Origin of the sequence: Geomonas oryzae (assembly GCF_004117875.1) — a bacterium.
In the GTDB taxonomy this organism is placed as follows: Bacteria; Desulfobacterota; Desulfuromonadia; order Geobacterales; family Geobacteraceae; genus Geomonas; species Geomonas oryzae.
The window spans coordinates 91722-106506 of record NZ_RAHW01000001.1 but is presented as its reverse complement, the minus strand read 5'-3'; the positions used below and the strand labels follow the sequence as shown (position 1 = coordinate 106506).

Sequence of the window (14785 nt, the reverse complement as noted above, 5' to 3'; positions counted from 1 at the left end):
TAAGCTCAAGGTGAAGCAGTGACACCGAGGACCGAGGCGGCCGGGATGGTAGAGGAAAAAGGTTGGATCAGCGCTGACGATATGGCAAGGCACACCGGTCACAAACGGGTGCTCTGTCTCATCGCCTGGCTCCTGGTCGGGCTGGTGCTGCTCGACTCCTACCTGGTCCCCCTCCCGGGTCGCGGCAATCTGCTCGTATCGCTCTTCTCGCTCGCCCTCATCGGCAGCCTCACCCTGACCCGCCTCTTCCTGAAAAACTTCCAGATGAAGGCCTCCCTCGACCTCGCCCTGCTGCTTGTCTACCTGGTGGCGGTCTGCTGGTTCACCGGGAAGGCCGACAGCCCCTTCGTTCCGGTCATCTACCTGATCCTGATGGCCACCTCGCTCATCCTCGGGAGACGGACCACCTATCTCATGGCGGGACTCGCGGTCGCCTGCTATTTCCTGCTCCTGGCCGGCGCATCGCCCTCCTTCATGGGCAACATCACCGGTCACCTCATCAGGGTGGTCCCCTTCGTTCTCATGGCGCACGTGGGGGCGATGCTCTCCGGCGAGGCCGAGGGGGCACGGGCTGACGTGGAGCGCCTGTCGCTCACCGACGACCTCACCGGTCTCAACAACATGCGCAGCTTCGAGACCCTCGCCCTGCAGCAGGAGAAGATCTCGCGCCGCTACGGCACCCCCTTCGCCATCTGCATGCTGGACGCCGACAACCTGAAGCAGATCAACGACCGCTACGGGCATCTGGCCGGGACCGAGCTCATCAAGTGGACCGCCCGCATCATAAAGGCCAACATCAGGGAGAGCGACGTCGCGGCGCGCTTCGGTGGGGACGAGTTCATCGTCATGTACAACGACCACGACAGGGACCAGATCCGTCCCGCCGTGGAGCGGATCGTACGGGCCATGGACAACTGTCCCTTCAGTTACGAGGGGGAACTCATAGACTGCACCCTTTCCGCGGGAATCGCCTCTTACCCTGCGGACGGCGGCGACCTGAAGAGCGTGGTGAAGCAGGCCGACCTCGCCATGTACCGGAGCAAGCGCATGGGCAAGAACCGGGTCTCACTGGCGGGATCCGGGGAGAAGGATGCGGGTTAAAGGTAGGGGGAGAAGAGCTTCGCGCCGGCGTCGCGCAGCTTCACGACAAGCGGGCGGGCGTCCATCTCGGCGAGGGTGATCTCCCGCGACAGGGCGAGGGTGGCCATGCAGCGCCCCTCTAAGGCCGCGGCGAACTCCAGGTCGTAGACCTCGAGGTTGAACTCGAAGTTGAGCCTCAAGCTCCTCGGGTCGAGGTTGGCGCTTCCGATCAGGCTCCAGCTCCGGTCCACCACCATGAACTTCGTGTGCACGAAGGGAGCGGGCTGGGCGTAGATGCGCACCCCCTGCTGCAGAAGCTCCCACAGGTAGGAGCGGCTCGCCCACTGCACGTAGGGAAGGTTGTTCACCTCGGGAAGCACCAGGGTGATCTCGACGCCGCGCAAGGCCGCCGTGATCAGCGCCGAGATGAGCGGGCGGTCCGGGATGAAGTAGGGGGTGACGATGGTCACCGTCCTGCGGGCGCAGGAAAGGGCGCCCAAGATGATCCAGTTGAGCTTGCGGAAGTCCTTGTCAGGGCCGTCGCTCACCGCACGCACCATGGCGCTTCCCGCCTCGGCAAGCTCGGGGAAGTAGCGCGCGTCGGTCAGCTGTTTCCCCTTGGCGAAATGCCAATCCTCGACGAAGGTCCTCTGCAGGTCCGCCACCACCGGTCCGAGCACCTGGAAGTGCAGGTCCTTGACCACCGGCGCGGGCGTCGTCACCATGTGCCTGCTGCCGATGTTCATGCCGCCGGTGAAGCCGATTGCCCCGTCCACGACCAGTATCTTTCTGTGGTTGCGCAGGTTCAGGTACCCTCCCGGACGCAGCGGCAGGAAATGGCGGAATTTCACGCCGCTCCCCTTCAAAAGCTCCCGCGCCGTAGGTCTCGAGTATTTTTCCCCCAGGCTGTCCACGATCACCCGCACCTCGACGCCGCGGTCCGCCGCACGGGCGAGGGCGGCGACGAAGCGCTTGCCGGTGTCGTCGCCGTCGAAGATGTAGGTGGAGAGATGCACCGAGGAGACGGCCGCGTCGATGGCGGCGAGCATGGCAGGGTAAGCCTCCTCGCCGTTTTCCAGGGGGATCAGGTGGTTCCCGGGGAGAAGCCTCGTGCTCACCACCCGCTCGGAGAGGTTTCTCAATTCCCTCAGGTAGGCGAGTTCTCCCGGGAGGCGTGCCGAGGGGATGTCTTTGACCGTCGGGGGGATGATGGGGAGGGCGCCGGACTCGCGGTGCCAGCGCTTGGCGCGGCTGTAGATGCGGTTGACGCCCATGCCCCAGTAGAAGATGGGGCCGAAAAGCGGAATGGCGAGGCAGGTGAGGATCCAGCCGAGCGCGGAGCGGGGATCGCGCTTGTTGACGAGGGCGTGCCCGGCCGAGAGGAGCGCGAGCGCGGCCAGCGATGCGAAGAGAAGTCCGGTGAAAATGTGGTCCAGGGCGTGCATCATAGAATCACATCATGAAAAGGGGGCGGCATGGCTGCCGCCCCCCATGTGGAATTAAAAACCTGGTGCGGCTGAAAAGATCAAAGCAGGGTGAACGGCTCGGCGCGCCTGGTCCACTCGCTCTCGGGATACTGACTGGAGAGCTGCTGGTAGATGTCCTTGAGGGCCGCCGGGTCGTGGCTCGCACTGAAACGCGCCACTCCGCGCAGGTAGACAGCTTCGGGCGCCGCAGCGCTCTTCGGGCAACCGTTTAAAAGGGTGTTAAACTGGATCACAGCTTCGTTGAACTGTCCGTTGTCCAGGCACGCCTTGCCCATGCCGAGGAGCACCGAGCCGATCATGTCGGCGGGGGGGAGGAAGCCGACGCTGCGGTGGTGTTCGCGGCCGTACAGGTCGAGGGCGATGATGGTCGGGGTCCAGCTCACCCGGAAGTCGGCGGTCTGGGTGACGGAACTGACCGGAATCCTGACGGGTATGACGTGGTCCGAGATGAAGTTCACGACCTGCGGGTCGGCGAAGGTTACCGCCTCCATCTGTTTACAGCCGATGCATTCCGGGCTGAAGAACTCGAGCAGCAGTGTCTTCTGTTCCGCCTTCCCCCGAGCCAGCGCTTTTCCCATGTCCGTTTCCCAGGCTATCATGGTAAACCCTCCTCTCGGTTATCATTAAACCCAGGCTAAAGGGTAGCCCCTGGATTTCCTATGTCAAGTACCCTAACCGCTTGCGATTTTGGGCGAAATGCATATAATGAATCCGGCTTCGCCCAGATCTTCACCCCTGAAAGGAAGTAATTTGTCCAGCAAAAACCCGCGCCGCGCCGCCTTCGATATCCTGCTCCGGATCGAAAAAGAAAAGTCCTTCGCAGACATACTCATTGACCACGAGCTCTCCAAGGACATGATCAAGGGGGCCGATAGAGGCCTTTTGACCGAACTGGTGTACGGCGTCCTGCGCCGGCAGGGGACCCTGGATTACATCATCGGGCAGTTCTCCAAGCAGAGGACCGAGAAGCTCGAGCTCTACGTGCTCCTCTTGCTGCGCCTCGGGCTCTACCAGTGCTTCTTCCTCGACCGCGTCCCGGTTTCCGCCGCGGTGAACGAGACGGTGAAGCTCGCCAAGGAGCTTGCTCCGCGCGCGTCGGGCTTCATCAACGCGATCCTCAGAAACGCGGATCGAAACCGCGACAACATCAGCTACCCGGACCGCGCCGAAAACCCGGCGGGGTACCTCGCCGTGCGTTACTCGCACCCCGCCTGGCTTACCAGGCAGTGGATCGAGCAGATGGGTGCGGACGAGGCCGAGGCGCTGGCTGCGGCCATGTCTGAGCCCCCGCCGCTTACCGTGCGGGTGAACACGCTGCGTGTCTCGCGCGAGGCGCTTTTGGAGCGTCTGACCGCCGAGGGGGTGACCTGCAGCGCGACCCGCTGGTCTCCGGACGGCATCAGGCTGAACCAGTCCGGCCAGATCACGCGGCTTGCCTCCTTCCGCGACGGTCTCTTCACGGTGCAGGACGAGTCGAGCCAGCTCGCCCCGCTCTTTCTCTCCCCGGAGAAGGGGGACCGCGTGCTCGACGCCTGCGCCGCGCCGGGCGGCAAGACCACGCAGATCGCCCAGCTCATGGGGGATTCCGGCGAGATCTACGCCTGCGACGTGAACCATAAGAAACTCAGGCTCATCAAGGACACCTGCGACCGTCTCGGCATCGCCTCGGTGCGTACCTTCACCATGGATGCCACCTCCCCATCGCCTGCGATCAAGGAGGTCACCTTCCGGAGGATCCTGGTGGACGCCCCCTGCTCGGGCCTGGGCGTGATCAGGCGCAACCCGGAAGGGAAGTGGAGCAAGTCCGGTGACGATCTCCTGCAGCTTGCCCGGACCCAGATCTCCATCCTGGAGAACCTTTGCAAGTACCTCGAGAAGGGGGGGACGCTCCTCTACGCGACCTGCTCCACCAGCGTCCAGGAGAACGAGTTCGTGGTGGACACTTTCCTGCGCGACCACCCCGACTTCGTAGCCGAGGACCTGCGCGGGCTCTTCCCCGAACTGACCCCGCTTTTCACGGAGCGCGGCTTCTTCAGAAGCTGGCCGCACCGCGACGGCATGGACGGCTTCTTCGCCGCCCGGCTCAAGAAAATCAAGTAGGAGAAACCATGAAAAAGATCGCTCCCTCCATACTTTCCGCCGACTTCGCCCGCCTGGGCGAGGAGATCAAGGCCATCGAGGCGGCAGGCGCCGATTACGTACACGTCGATGTCATGGACGGCCAGTTCGTCCCCAACATCACCATCGGGCCGCTCATCGTGGAGGCGGCGCGCCGTGCCACCACCCTGCCGCTCGACGTGCACCTGATGATCGTCGACCCGGACCGCTACATCCCGGACTTCGCCAAGGCGGGGAGCGACATCATCGTGGTCCACGCCGAGGCGACCAACCATCTGCACCGCACCGTCCAGTTGATCAAGTCCTTCGGCAAGAAGGCGGGGGTCTCGCTCAACCCTGCGACGCCTTTGAACGTTCTCGACTACGTCATGGAGGAACTCGACCTGATCCTGCTCATGACGGTGAACCCGGGCTTCGGCGGGCAGTCCTTCATTGAGGCGTGCATCCCGAAGATCCAGGCCCTTCGCTCCACCATGGACCGCCGCGGCATCGAGGCGGAGCTCGAGGTGGACGGCGGCGTGAAGATCGACAACATCTCCCGCATCGCGCACGCCGGTGCCGACGTCTTCGTGGCGGGGAGCGCCGTCTTCAACTCGCCCGACTACGCCGCCACCATCGCCGAACTCAAGAAAAGGGCCAAGGAGCCGGTGCTCTGACCGCGGAAAACGGTCAGGACAGGGCCATGGAGCCGGCCGAGGTGCGGGAGAGGCTGAAGCGCTCTCTTGCCTTGCGCCGGCGCGTCCCCATGGAGGCCGGGCCGGTTCCCGCCGCCGTCCTGATCCCGCTTTTCATGAAAGAGGGCGAGTACCACCTCCTCTTCACCAAAAGAACCACCCACCTGACGCACCACAGCGGCGAGATCTCCTTTCCCGGGGGGCGCTGCGAGGCAAGCGACGTCGACAGCGCCGACACCGCGACGCGCGAGGCATGGGAGGAGGTGGGGATCGCTCCCGGCGACGTCGAGATCCTGGGCGAGCTGGACGACTGCCATTCCATCCACAACTACCTGGTCACTCCCGTGGTCGGGATCTTCCCCGAAAACTACCTCCTCACCGTGAACGACGCCGAGATCGAGCGGCTGATCGAAGTGCCGCTGTCGCACTTCTCCAAGCCCGGCGTATACCGCGTCGAATACTGGAACCACAAGGGAATCGAGAACTACCCGATGTACTTCTACCTCTACGGCGAGGACGAGATCTGGGGACTGACCGCGCGCATCCTTAAGAACTTCCTGGACGTGCTCTGGGGGGTGGAGCAGGCGGGTGAGGATTCCGAACAGTTCTAGCTACTTCTTGTTCGCCTCGGCGATGGTTTGGAAGTCCACGCCGAGTCTCTTTTTCTCTTCTTTCAGCACGAAGCCGCGCTCCTTCACCCCGGCCTCGATACCTTTCATGTGCAGCGCGCCCCAAGGGATCACCACGGTGTCGTACCCTTTCAGGGCCCGGTCCAGGTAACTGAGGAGGACGTCGTTGCGGCGGGTGAGGATGTCCTCCCTGATGACGTCGTACATCTTAGGGGTGACGTTCTTCTCGGCCCAGCGGTTGAGGCTTAGGACCCCGTCGACCACGGAGCCGTGGCTCGCGAGTTCCCTGCCGACCTGGTTCAGAAAGAGCAGGGTATCAGGCCGGAAGGTGGCGAGGTCCGTGTCGGCGAGCACGATGTCGGGGCCTTTGCCCGCCGGGGGGCGCGGCGCGTCGAGGGCCTTGCCGTCGATCAAGTTGCCGGAAAAGAGCATCTTCTCCTGGGAGGCGAGCCCCAGGAAGTCGGCGACCTTACGGTAGTCGAAGCGGTTTTTCAGCACCCGGCTCCGGTCGGTCACCCCTTCCGCCAGCACGACGGTGCGCCCCTGCACCGGCCCCTTCGTCACGTCCTCGTAGTAACCCTTCTCCCCCACGTGGATCATCCCGGAAAGCTTCACGGTCTGGTTCCCCCGCTTGTAGACGCGTTCGGTCATGTAAAGGCCGCGCGGCGCCACGCGCACGAACCCCGCGGTGTTGAGGTTGGCCCAGGCGTCAGCGCTGCTAAGGGTGAAGAGGGTGAGAAAGACCGGGAGCGCCACCACGTTCGCCGCGGTGAACATAAGGGTGTTTTTCAGGCCGAACACGGGGCCTTCGAAACGCCAGGGAGGCAGGGTGAGTCCCGGTTCCTTGCCGTCGCGGTACTGCGCGATGAGAAGCGGCGCGACCCCGACCTGGATCAGGGACATGAGTATGGAATATATGCGCGACTCCCCGAGCGCCGGGATGAGCCAGGCGAGCATGGGAACCGCGAACGGGAAGAGGATGAGCGGGAGGAAGAGCCGCTTGGGGATGCGCCGGTCCACCCACATGCAGAGGTAGAGGAGCACGGCAAAGAAGAGCACCGTGCCGGCGACCTGCATCCGGAACAGGGAGAGCGGCTCCACCGGTCCGAAGAGAGAGGAAATCTCGTCCAGAACGGAGAGGAAGCCGTCGGCGAAGAAGAGGATCAGGAAGACGTTGGCGAAGTTTCTCATTTGGCTCTCTATCAGGGCGTGGCGCAGCAGCAGGCGGCTTTAAGCGGGCAACCGTCGCAGACGGGCGTCTTCCGGCAGTGACACTTGCAGTGCTCCACGATCTGGGCATGGTATTCGTTGAACAGCGGTACGTCGGTGGGGAGATGCTCCATGAACAGGGCGCGCACCTCGTGGTAGTCGTCCTTCTCACTGACCAGCCCCAGGCGCGAAAAGAGACGGCGGGTGTAGGCGTCCACCACGAAGGAAGGCTTCTGCCCAGCGTAGAGGAGGATCGAATCGCAGGTCTCCGGTCCGATCCCGGGGACCCTGACGAGCTCATCGCGCAGCGGACGCCACTCTCCGGCGAACATGGCATCGAGGCTTCCGTGGCGCGTTACGAGCCACTCCACGAAACCCTTGAGCCGCACCGTTTTCACGTTGAAAAAGCCGGAGGGGCGTATCAACTCGGCGAGCCGCTCCGGTTGCGTATCCAGGATCGCCTCGACCGAGAGGAGCCCCTCCCGTTTCAGGTTCGCTATCGCCTTTTCTACGTTCCCCCAGTTGGTGTTCTGGGTGAGGATGGCGCCGACGCAGACCTCGAAGGGGGTGTCGGCAGGCCACCAGTTGAGGGCGCCGTAGCGCTTGAAGAGCGCGTCGAAGAGCTCCATGAGCTGTTCGCGCCGGTGCGGAATCGTCTCCCCGCCCGTGTCGTTTTCCATCGTATGCATCGTCTCCGGGCCGCGGTGAGCCCCGGTAAAGCTTCTACTCGTTGTCGGTGCGGCGCGGTGTCGCCGGGTCTTCCATGAACTCGCGGGAATATCTGACGTAGTTTCCGGCCGAGCGTCCGAGCCAGGCGATCTCGTTCTCGGTCAGGTCCCGCTTGTATTTTGCGGGGGAGCCGACCCAGAGGGTGCCGGGGGGGATTACGGTCCCCTCGGTGACGAGCGCCCGGGCGCCGACGAGCGCCCCCTTGCCGATGACCGCCTTGTCCATGATCATCGCCTGCATCCCGATGAAGGCGCCGTCCTCGATGGTGCAGCCGTGCAGGGTCACGCTGTGGCCTACGGTCACGTCGTTGCCGATGACGAGCGGAGCGCCCGGGTCCTCGGCGTGTTTCTTGTGCGTTACGTGCAGCATGGAGAGATCCTGGATGTTGGTCCGGTCCCCGATGGTGATGGAGTTCACGTCGCCGCGCACCACGCAGTTGTACCAGATGCTCGACTCCTTGCCGATACTCACCTCGCCGATGATGACGGCGCCCTCGGCGATGAAGGCGGAGGGGGCGATCTTGGGGTTCATGCCTTTGAAGGATCGGATCATGCGTCTCTCCTTTTTCAGTCCCTCGGGATGGCGAGCATGCGGTCCAGCGCACGCTTGGCCGGGACGCGGGTCTCCTCGGGGACCTTGACCACCGGGCGCATGTTGACGAGCGCCTCGTGCACGTCCTCGAGGGAGGTGAGCTTCATGTTCGGACAGATGAGGGCCGGGGAGGCGAGGATGAACTCCTTGTCCGGGTTCTCGCGCTTGAGGCGCCAGAGGATGCCCGCCTCGGTGCCGATGATGAAGCGTTTCGCGCTCGATTTCTTACAGTAGTCGTACATCCCGGTGGTGGAGCAGACGTGGTCGGCCAGCGCCACCACGGCCGGGTTGCACTCCGGATGGCAGACGAACGGGGCGTCCGGGTGCTGGTCCTTTAGTTCCACGACCACCTCGGGCCTCAGCCGCTCGTGGGTCGGGCAGTACCCTTCCCAGAGATGGAACTTCTTGTCGGTGAAACGGGCGACGTAGCTGCCGAGGTTCTTGTCGGGGGCGAAGATGATCTCGTTCTCGCTCATGGACTGCACCACCTTGAGCGCGTTCGCCGAGGTGCAGCAGATGTCGCTTTCCGCCTTCACCGCTGCGGAGGAGTTCACGTAGGTCACCACCGGTACGCCGGGGTACCTAGCCTTGAGCTCCTTCAGCCCTTCAACGGTGACCATGTCGGCCATCGGGCAACCGGCATCGAGGCGGGGGAGCAGCACGGTCTTTTCCGGTGCGAGGATCGAGGCGGACTCGGCCATGAAGTGGACGCCGCAGAAGACGATCACGTCGGCATCGGTCTTGGCAGCTTCCATCGAGAGGGCGAGGGAGTCCCCGGTTATGTCGGCGATCTCCTGCACCTCGTCGCGCATGTAGTTATGTGCCAGGAGCACGGCATTACGCTTCCTGAGCAAAGATTTAATATCTGACTTTAAAGTTTCCTGAGACATGTTTATCACCACCAAAGCAATGTTTCTCATTTGAAATATATGGTAAACAGGACCGATAGTAGACAATGTTAGAGTCCATGTCAAACCAATTAAGGCCCGGGCTTTGCGAGCTTGACAGGGTCAGGCAAAACCTCTATTATTTCATCGAATTTTTACATATCTGTCGGGCGTTTAAACGCCGCACACGCGAGGTAAATAGTATGTTTGGAATCGGGATGCCTGAACTGGTCATCATTTTGGTTATAGCGCTCATCGTCATCGGGCCGCAGAAGCTTCCTGACCTTGCGAAGTCCCTCGGGAAGGGGTTGGCGGAGTTCAAGAAGGCGACGGACGATTTCAAGCAGACCATCGAGGCGGACAGCAGAACCGACGAGGAGAAGGAGCACCTGGCGAAGCTCGCCGAGGCCAAGAAAAAGGCTGAGGAGGAGAAGGCCAAGGAGGCCGAGGAGCTCAGGGCGAAGGTGGAAGGAAACGTCGCCGAGCCGGTGGCCGCCGCGGCGGCAACCGAGCCGGAAAAGAAGGCTTAGCCGTATCGAAAAGAAACGTACTGGAAAAGGCGGGGTGACCCGCCTTTTTTTGCATCCGTAAACCCGGTATACTCTAGCATCCCGATCACCGCAGGTGACGCCATGTTCAACTGGTTCAAGAAAAAGCAAGAGGTGCTGCAGTTCCCCGATGCCCGGAGCGCCTTCGCGCATGCCTGCTCGATCGGCTATACCCCTCTCATCGGCGGGCTGGTCCCCGCGCTGGTCGAGGAATCCGGCGGGATGAACCGCGACGGCGAGCGCACCTTCATGGTGAGCCTCGCCGCCCCCGAAGGGGAGCTGAAGCTCTGGAGCTGCACCTTGAAGGGGGCCCCAAGCTACCCGGACGAGGGGGATTTCGTCGGCTTCCGTGTGGTCACCATCGCCTCCGACCTCCCTGAGCCCGCGAACCTGATCGGTTACATCGCCTGCCGTCTGCAGCCCGTGCTCGTCACCGGGAAGGGGTGGGCCGTCGGAGAAAACTTCACCCCCGAGAACATCAAGCCCGCCTTCAGGCCGCTTTAGCGCGCCTCTTTCTTCTTATCCCTTCAGTGCGAGCTTAAGCTCCGCCGGGACCGGCTCCGTCTCCCAGGTGATCTCCGGGTAGAGGGATTTGTCCAGCTTCAGGTAGGTGCCGTCCACGCCGGTTTCAGCCCACCAGCACTCCTTCCCCTTGGTCGGGAGCTTGTCGAAAAGGTAAAGGTCGTTGTTTTTGTCTCTGGCCAGGAACATCGTCGTCTCCTTTGCTCTTGTACGTGTGGTGCCGAAACGGGAAGGCCCTCCCGTTTTGGCAGGAGGGCCTTCTCGGAGTCCTTCCTCTGTTGCGCGTTACTTGATCTTGTATTTCTCCCTGGCGATCTTGGCTTCTTCGCTCTTCGGGTGCTCCTCCACCAGTTTTCTCATGATGTAGGCTGCGCTCTTGTTGTCGCCAAGTTCCCTGAAGGCCATCCCCTGCTTGAGCATCGCCGCCGGAGTCTTTTCGCTCGAAGGGTAATTCTTGATCACTTCCTGGAATTCCAGCACCGCCTGTTCCCAGTTCTTCTCGGAATAGTAGCTCTCGCCTATCCAGTACTGGGCGTTGGCCGCCAGGGGCTGCTTGGGGAACTGGAGCAGGAAGGAAGCGAAGATCTCGCGCGCTTTAGCCCTTTCCCCCCCCTTCAGCGCGTCGTAACCTTGCTGGTAGAGCACCTCCGGGGTGACCGGTGCGGGGAGCTGCTTTTTCTTCTGCTCCTCGAGCCCTTTCTCCAGCTTGGTCATGCGCTCTTCGATGGCGGACAGCCGCTTGTTCAGGTCTTCCTTCAAAAGGGCGATATCGTCGGCGGGCTTTTGGGCCATGATGCGGACGTCATCGATCTTGCCGGTGAGAAGCTGCATGTCCACCCGGGCGCTCTCGAGCGTGGCCTGCAGGTCGGCGCCCCCCTTGCGGATGGAGGCCATATCCTTCTGGTAGCCTGCGACGTCCGCCTGGAGCGTCTCAAGGCTCTGCCGGTAACCGGCCAGCGATTTCTCAACCCCTTCCTTCACCTCGCCGCGGACTTCGTTCAGCCCTTTGTCCAAGGTGAAGATGCGGTTCTTCATCTCGTCCGTATCGCGGCGGACCGATTCCAGATCACTCTGGCTGGCGCAGCCGAAAAAGGTGAGCAGAACCAGCGCACCCAGCGCCACCCTCGTCATTGACATGTCAGAACCTCCTGATTAGCTGCACGAAAGATAAAAAAAGGAGCCCGTAGGCTCCTTTTGTCGGTGCGCGCACGCGTTACTTGACTACGACGAATTCGTCCCTTCTGTTCTTCGCCCAGGCCGCCTCGTCGTGCCCCTGGTCTACCGGCTTTTCCTCGCCGTAGCTTATGGTGCTGATCCGGTCGGTGGCGATGCCCAGGTTGACGAGGTAGTCTTTCGCGGCCTTGGCCCTTCTCTCGCCGAGCGCCATGTTGTAGTCGTCGGAGCCGCGCTCGTCGCAGTTTCCTTCGATGCGGATCTTAGCCCCCTGCTGTTTGCTGAGGTATTCAGCGTTCTTCGAGAGGATGCTGCGGGAGTCTTCAGAGAGGTCCGAAGAGTCGAAGTTGAAGTAGATCTTCTGCAACTGCCCCTGCAGGTCGGTGCCCGTTGCGGCGGGAGCCTGCCTTGTCGGCTCAGGAGCCACCACCGGCTCTCGTACCGGGGTCTGCTCGGTGACCGGGGCCTGCGGCTGAGCCTGCGGTTGGGCCGGTTTGGTCACTTCAGGGGCGGGTGCCGTAACAGCCGGAGCCTGCTCCTCGGGCTTCACGATCTCTTTCTTGGCGCAGCCTCCCGCTACCAGCGCTCCTAAACTGAGAACAACAAGGCATCCGGTGATTTTATTGCGCATTCCCCACTCCTTTTTACTCATATGGAATATGGCCGTAGGCTGCCGCCTCGTGCCTTGGAAAAAACGACAGAAGTATACCCATCTTTTACCGGTTAATCAACGAACATTGAAAGAAGCATATCCTACCAGTTCACCGACCAGGTGGGGTGGGTGTTCTGTCCCTTGTTGGGGGAGATCCTGGTCTGCGCGCTGCCGTCGGCGCGCATCAGGTAGAGTCCCTCCCCGCCGTCACGGGTGGAGCTGAAGACGATGAAGCGTCCGTCAGGCGAGAAGCGGGGATGCTCGTTGCTCCCGGCGCTGGTGAGCTGGGTGTCCTGGGTTCCGTCCGGATTGATGGCGTAGATCTGGAACGCGCCTTCCTTGCGGGCGTAGACGATGCGATCCCCCTTGGGAGACCAGCGCGGCGTCACGTTGTAGGAACCGCTCGTGGTGAGGCGCCTTGCGTTGCTGCCGTCGGAGTTCATCACGAAGATTTGGGGCTTGCCGAGGCGGTCCGAGACGAAGGCAATCTTGGAGCCGTCGGGGGACCAGGCCGGTGAAACGTCGATGGCGTGATTTTTCGTCAGCCGGGAAAGTTCCTTTCCGTCTCGCGAGATGACGTAGATCTCGGAATTACCGTCCTTGGAGAGCACGAGGGCGATTCTGTTGCCGTCGGGAGAGAAGACACCCATGGCGTTCAGGCCGTTGCGGTAGGAAACGCGCGCCTCGAGGCCGGTGAACAGTTCGCGCCGGTACAGGTCGGGGTTCCCCTTCTTATAGGAGGTGTAGATGACCTCCTTGCCGGAAGGGGCGAAGTCGGGGTAGAGGTTGATCGAGCCGTTGTTGGAGAGCCGCTGGGCGTTATGCCCGTCGTAGTCCATGATGTAGATCTCCTTGTTGCCGGAGACCTTTGATACGTAGGCTATTTTCCCGGTGAAGGGGCCCTTCTGGCCGGTCAAGGCGCGCAGCACCTCGTCGGAGAAGGCGTGCCCCATGCGGCGCAGGTCCTTGACCCTGCCGGTGTAGCGCTTCGCCGCCACCTCGCGGTTCAGCACCTGGTCCACCAGGCGGCACTCTATGGTGGCCGTTTCGCCCTGCACGCCTACGGAGCTCTTCAAAATCAGCGGGCTCGTCGCGTCTGCGCTGATATCGAAGGGGCCGGCGATGGCAAGGTCGAAGCCGAAGAGCTCCGGGAGTTCCTTCGCCGTTTCGGCCGGCGCTTGACCGGAGAGCACCGCGGGCGGGGCGATGAAGAGCTTCAGCTTCCCGGAGACCGGAGCCGTTACGTCGATGTATCCCTCGGCGGCGAAGAGCCTGGGCGCCAGGAGGAGGAAAAACAGAAGGAAAAATGTTCTCATTTTATACCGACCCCTTCAGGCCTGAAACGGAACACTCGCTTGAAATAAGCGCCGTTGGGTGGTGGGACCAGCGTCTTTCCGGCAAGCGTCACGGCGCGCCGCACCGCGTCGTCGAAAAGCGGGTCTCCTGATGGTTTCTCCACGTGGTAGTCGATGTATCCGTCGGGCGACACTGTGATGGTCGCCATCACCTGCGGTGCCTTGGCCTGCATCGCCATGGTCTCTTTGAGCGCGTCTTTCAGGCGGGACTGCAGGTACGATGAATAGTCGCTTCCCGCCTGTGTTCCTTTGCCGCCGGGCATCCCGGTCCGGGAACTCCCCTTTTTCTTCAGCGCGTCCAGCGCCGCGGCCTGACGCCGGTCTTCCGCCTGCTGCTCCATCTTCGCCATGCGCTCGTTGAACGCCTTGGCCTCGGCCGCCTCCTTCTGCTGTTCCGCCTTGGCTTTTGCCGTCGGTGCTTTTGCAGCGGGCTTGGTGGGCAGAGCCATGGCCGGAGCAGCCGGTGCGGGAGGGGCCGGAGCCGGCGCGGCAGGGGCCTTGCTCTCCTGTTGGGAAGGTGCAGGGGTGCCGCTTTGCGGCGAGGCTACCGGTAGGGTAACCATGTCGACGTACGTGACCGGGGTTTCATCCTCATGGAACTGGGGCAGGATGTGCCAGTAGGCGATGACCAGGAACACGACCAGGTGGCAGATGAAGGAGAGTACGAACATCCCCCCCGGTCCCGGGTAGTTGCGCCTTAACGCGTTTATCATTGCCGCTGCGGGGACTCCGTCACCATGCCGAGGCGTTCAACCCCGGCACCCTTGATCTGGGCCATCACCTTGACCACGTCGCCGTAGGGAACGGCACGGTCGGCCTTCAGGAAGACCTCGCGTTTCTCCCTGCCGGCCAGCATGGTGGTGAGTTTCTCCTTCAGAAGGTCAGGGGAGATTTCCGAGGAGTTGATGAAGGTCTTTCCCGACTGTTCGATCGAGACCACCAGGGTGTCCTCTTTGGGCGCGAGAGACTTCGTCTCCGCCTTGGGGAGGTTGACCTGGACCCCCTGCTGCATCATCGGTGCGGTGACCATGAAGATGATCAGGAGCACCAGCATGACGTCGACCAGCGGGGTGACGTTTATCTGCGACATGGTGCCGCGATCGCCGTTTTCCCTGTTGCCGAACTCCATGA

The 14785-nt window shown here is 62.3% G+C and carries 18 protein-coding genes; 6 read left to right on the top strand and 12 right to left on the bottom strand.

Going from position 1 to position 14785, the window contains the following annotated elements; genetic code table 11:
- The first annotated feature begins 18 nt into the window (after nt 1-18).
- Complete coding sequence (locus tag D6Z24_RS00530; protein ID WP_246014523.1) at nt 19-1101, top strand: GGDEF domain-containing protein; 1083 nt, start codon at nt 19-21, stop codon at nt 1099-1101.
- On the opposite strand, the gene cls is transcribed toward D6Z24_RS00530, so the two are convergent.
- Nucleotides 1098-2525: a cardiolipin synthase gene (gene cls / locus D6Z24_RS00525; RefSeq protein WP_129125389.1), complete on the bottom strand. Its 1428-nt coding sequence runs from the start codon at nt 2523-2525 to the stop codon at nt 1098-1100. The two genes, D6Z24_RS00530 and cls, sit on opposite strands and share 4 nt — an antisense overlap.
- Before the next feature lie 80 nt (nt 2526-2605).
- On the bottom strand, nt 2606-3166 hold the full coding sequence (locus D6Z24_RS00520) for a thioredoxin fold domain-containing protein (protein WP_129124590.1): 561 nt from the start codon (nt 3164-3166) through the stop codon (nt 2606-2608).
- A 151-nt stretch (nt 3167-3317) separates the two neighbouring features.
- Between D6Z24_RS00520 and rsmB the strand changes: the two genes are divergently transcribed.
- Genes rsmB through D6Z24_RS00505 form a run of 3 tightly spaced genes read left to right on the top strand, consistent with a single transcriptional unit; the run spans nt 3318 to nt 5970 of the window.
- On the top strand, nt 3318-4667 hold the full coding sequence (gene rsmB, locus D6Z24_RS00515; protein ID WP_129124589.1) for a 16S rRNA (cytosine(967)-C(5))-methyltransferase RsmB: 1350 nt from the start codon (nt 3318-3320) through the stop codon (nt 4665-4667).
- A gap of 8 nt (nt 4668-4675) precedes the next feature.
- Entirely contained in the window at nt 4676-5341 is a 666-nt protein-coding gene (gene rpe, locus D6Z24_RS00510; protein ID WP_129124588.1) for a ribulose-phosphate 3-epimerase, read from the top strand.
- A 26-nt stretch (nt 5342-5367) separates the two neighbouring features.
- Nucleotides 5368-5970, top strand: a complete 603-nt coding sequence (locus D6Z24_RS00505; RefSeq protein WP_162605052.1) for an NUDIX hydrolase — start codon at nt 5368-5370, stop codon at nt 5968-5970.
- Here the strand turns inward: D6Z24_RS00505 and D6Z24_RS00500 are convergent, their stop codons facing one another.
- Genes D6Z24_RS00500 through nadA form a run of 4 tightly spaced genes read right to left on the bottom strand, consistent with a single transcriptional unit; the run spans nt 5971 to nt 9407 of the window.
- Nucleotides 5971-7179 (bottom strand): hypothetical protein, encoded by a 1209-nt coding sequence (locus D6Z24_RS00500; protein ID WP_129124587.1) that lies wholly within the window; start codon nt 7177-7179, stop codon nt 5971-5973. It abuts the gene before it with no gap.
- An 11-nt stretch (nt 7180-7190) separates the two neighbouring features.
- On the bottom strand, nt 7191-7877 hold the full coding sequence (locus D6Z24_RS00495) for an endonuclease III domain-containing protein (RefSeq protein ID WP_129124586.1): 687 nt from the start codon (nt 7875-7877) through the stop codon (nt 7191-7193).
- 43 nt (nt 7878-7920) lie between these two features.
- A complete protein-coding gene (locus D6Z24_RS00490; RefSeq protein ID WP_129124585.1) occupies nt 7921-8478 on the bottom strand; it encodes a gamma carbonic anhydrase family protein in 558 nt (185 codons plus the stop codon).
- 14 nt (nt 8479-8492) lie between these two features.
- Nucleotides 8493-9407 (bottom strand): quinolinate synthase NadA, encoded by a 915-nt coding sequence (nadA, locus tag D6Z24_RS00485; RefSeq protein WP_129124584.1) that lies wholly within the window; start codon nt 9405-9407, stop codon nt 8493-8495.
- 200 nt (nt 9408-9607) lie between these two features.
- On the opposite strand from nadA, the gene tatB reads away from it, so the two are divergent.
- Nucleotides 9608-9934 (top strand): Sec-independent protein translocase protein TatB, encoded by a 327-nt coding sequence (gene tatB, locus D6Z24_RS00480; RefSeq protein WP_129124583.1) that lies wholly within the window; start codon nt 9608-9610, stop codon nt 9932-9934.
- 102 nt (nt 9935-10036) lie between these two features.
- Nucleotides 10037-10456, top strand: a complete 420-nt coding sequence (locus D6Z24_RS00475; RefSeq protein WP_129124582.1) for a hypothetical protein — start codon at nt 10037-10039, stop codon at nt 10454-10456.
- Nucleotides 10457-10471: 15 nt separating this feature from the next.
- Here D6Z24_RS00475 and D6Z24_RS00470 read toward each other — a convergent pair whose 3' ends face one another.
- From D6Z24_RS00470 to tolR, 6 genes are all read right to left on the bottom strand, one after another.
- Nucleotides 10472-10663 carry a hypothetical protein gene (locus tag D6Z24_RS00470; protein ID WP_129124581.1) on the bottom strand — a complete coding sequence of 64 codons (192 nt, stop codon included), beginning with the start codon at nt 10661-10663 and terminating at the stop codon, nt 10472-10474.
- Between the two features lie 96 nt (nt 10664-10759).
- Entirely contained in the window at nt 10760-11611 is an 852-nt protein-coding gene (gene ybgF, locus D6Z24_RS00465; RefSeq protein ID WP_129124580.1) for a tol-pal system protein YbgF, read from the bottom strand.
- 76 nt (nt 11612-11687) lie between these two features.
- Nucleotides 11688-12278, bottom strand: coding sequence for a peptidoglycan-associated lipoprotein Pal (gene pal, locus D6Z24_RS00460; protein WP_129124579.1), 591 nt, complete (start codon nt 12276-12278; stop codon nt 11688-11690).
- A 122-nt stretch (nt 12279-12400) separates the two neighbouring features.
- Entirely contained in the window at nt 12401-13615 is a 1215-nt protein-coding gene (gene tolB / locus D6Z24_RS00455) for a Tol-Pal system beta propeller repeat protein TolB (protein ID WP_129124578.1), read from the bottom strand.
- On the bottom strand, nt 13612-14367 hold the full coding sequence (locus D6Z24_RS00450) for a TonB C-terminal domain-containing protein (protein WP_129124577.1): 756 nt from the start codon (nt 14365-14367) through the stop codon (nt 13612-13614). The genes tolB and D6Z24_RS00450 overlap by 4 nt, the downstream gene beginning before the upstream one ends.
- The gene (tolR, locus tag D6Z24_RS00445; RefSeq protein WP_129124576.1) at nt 14364-14783 is read right to left on the bottom strand and encodes a protein TolR; all 420 of its coding nucleotides are present in this window, start codon (nt 14781-14783) and stop codon (nt 14364-14366) included. The genes D6Z24_RS00450 and tolR overlap by 4 nt, the downstream gene beginning before the upstream one ends.
- Between the last annotated feature and the right edge of the window lie 2 nt (nt 14784-14785).

Coding starts and splice junctions, on each gene's coding strand:
- cls (WP_129125389.1), bottom strand. CDS start 2,525: ATGCACGCCCTGGACCACATTTTCACCGGACTTCTCTTCGCATCGCTG.
- D6Z24_RS00520 (WP_129124590.1), bottom strand. CDS start 3,166: ATGATAGCCTGGGAAACGGACATGGGAAAAGCGCTGGCTCGGGGGAAG.
- rpe (WP_129124588.1), top strand. CDS start 4,676: ATGAAAAAGATCGCTCCCTCCATACTTTCCGCCGACTTCGCCCGCCTG.
- D6Z24_RS00505 (WP_162605052.1), top strand. CDS start 5,368: ATGGAGCCGGCCGAGGTGCGGGAGAGGCTGAAGCGCTCTCTTGCCTTG.
- D6Z24_RS00500 (WP_129124587.1), bottom strand. CDS start 7,179: ATGAGAAACTTCGCCAACGTCTTCCTGATCCTCTTCTTCGCCGACGGC.
- D6Z24_RS00495 (WP_129124586.1), bottom strand. CDS start 7,877: ATGGAAAACGACACGGGCGGGGAGACGATTCCGCACCGGCGCGAACAG.
- D6Z24_RS00490 (WP_129124585.1), bottom strand. CDS start 8,478: ATGATCCGATCCTTCAAAGGCATGAACCCCAAGATCGCCCCCTCCGCC.
- nadA (WP_129124584.1), bottom strand. CDS start 9,407: ATGTCTCAGGAAACTTTAAAGTCAGATATTAAATCTTTGCTCAGGAAG.
- tatB (WP_129124583.1), top strand. CDS start 9,608: ATGTTTGGAATCGGGATGCCTGAACTGGTCATCATTTTGGTTATAGCG.
- D6Z24_RS00475 (WP_129124582.1), top strand. CDS start 10,037: ATGTTCAACTGGTTCAAGAAAAAGCAAGAGGTGCTGCAGTTCCCCGAT.
- D6Z24_RS00470 (WP_129124581.1), bottom strand. CDS start 10,663: ATGTTCCTGGCCAGAGACAAAAACAACGACCTTTACCTTTTCGACAAG.
- ybgF (WP_129124580.1), bottom strand. CDS start 11,611: ATGTCAATGACGAGGGTGGCGCTGGGTGCGCTGGTTCTGCTCACCTTT.
- pal (WP_129124579.1), bottom strand. CDS start 12,278: ATGCGCAATAAAATCACCGGATGCCTTGTTGTTCTCAGTTTAGGAGCG.
- tolB (WP_129124578.1), bottom strand. CDS start 13,615: ATGAGAACATTTTTCCTTCTGTTTTTCCTCCTCCTGGCGCCCAGGCTC.
- D6Z24_RS00450 (WP_129124577.1), bottom strand. CDS start 14,367: ATGATAAACGCGTTAAGGCGCAACTACCCGGGACCGGGGGGGATGTTC.
- tolR (WP_129124576.1), bottom strand. CDS start 14,783: ATGGAGTTCGGCAACAGGGAAAACGGCGATCGCGGCACCATGTCGCAG.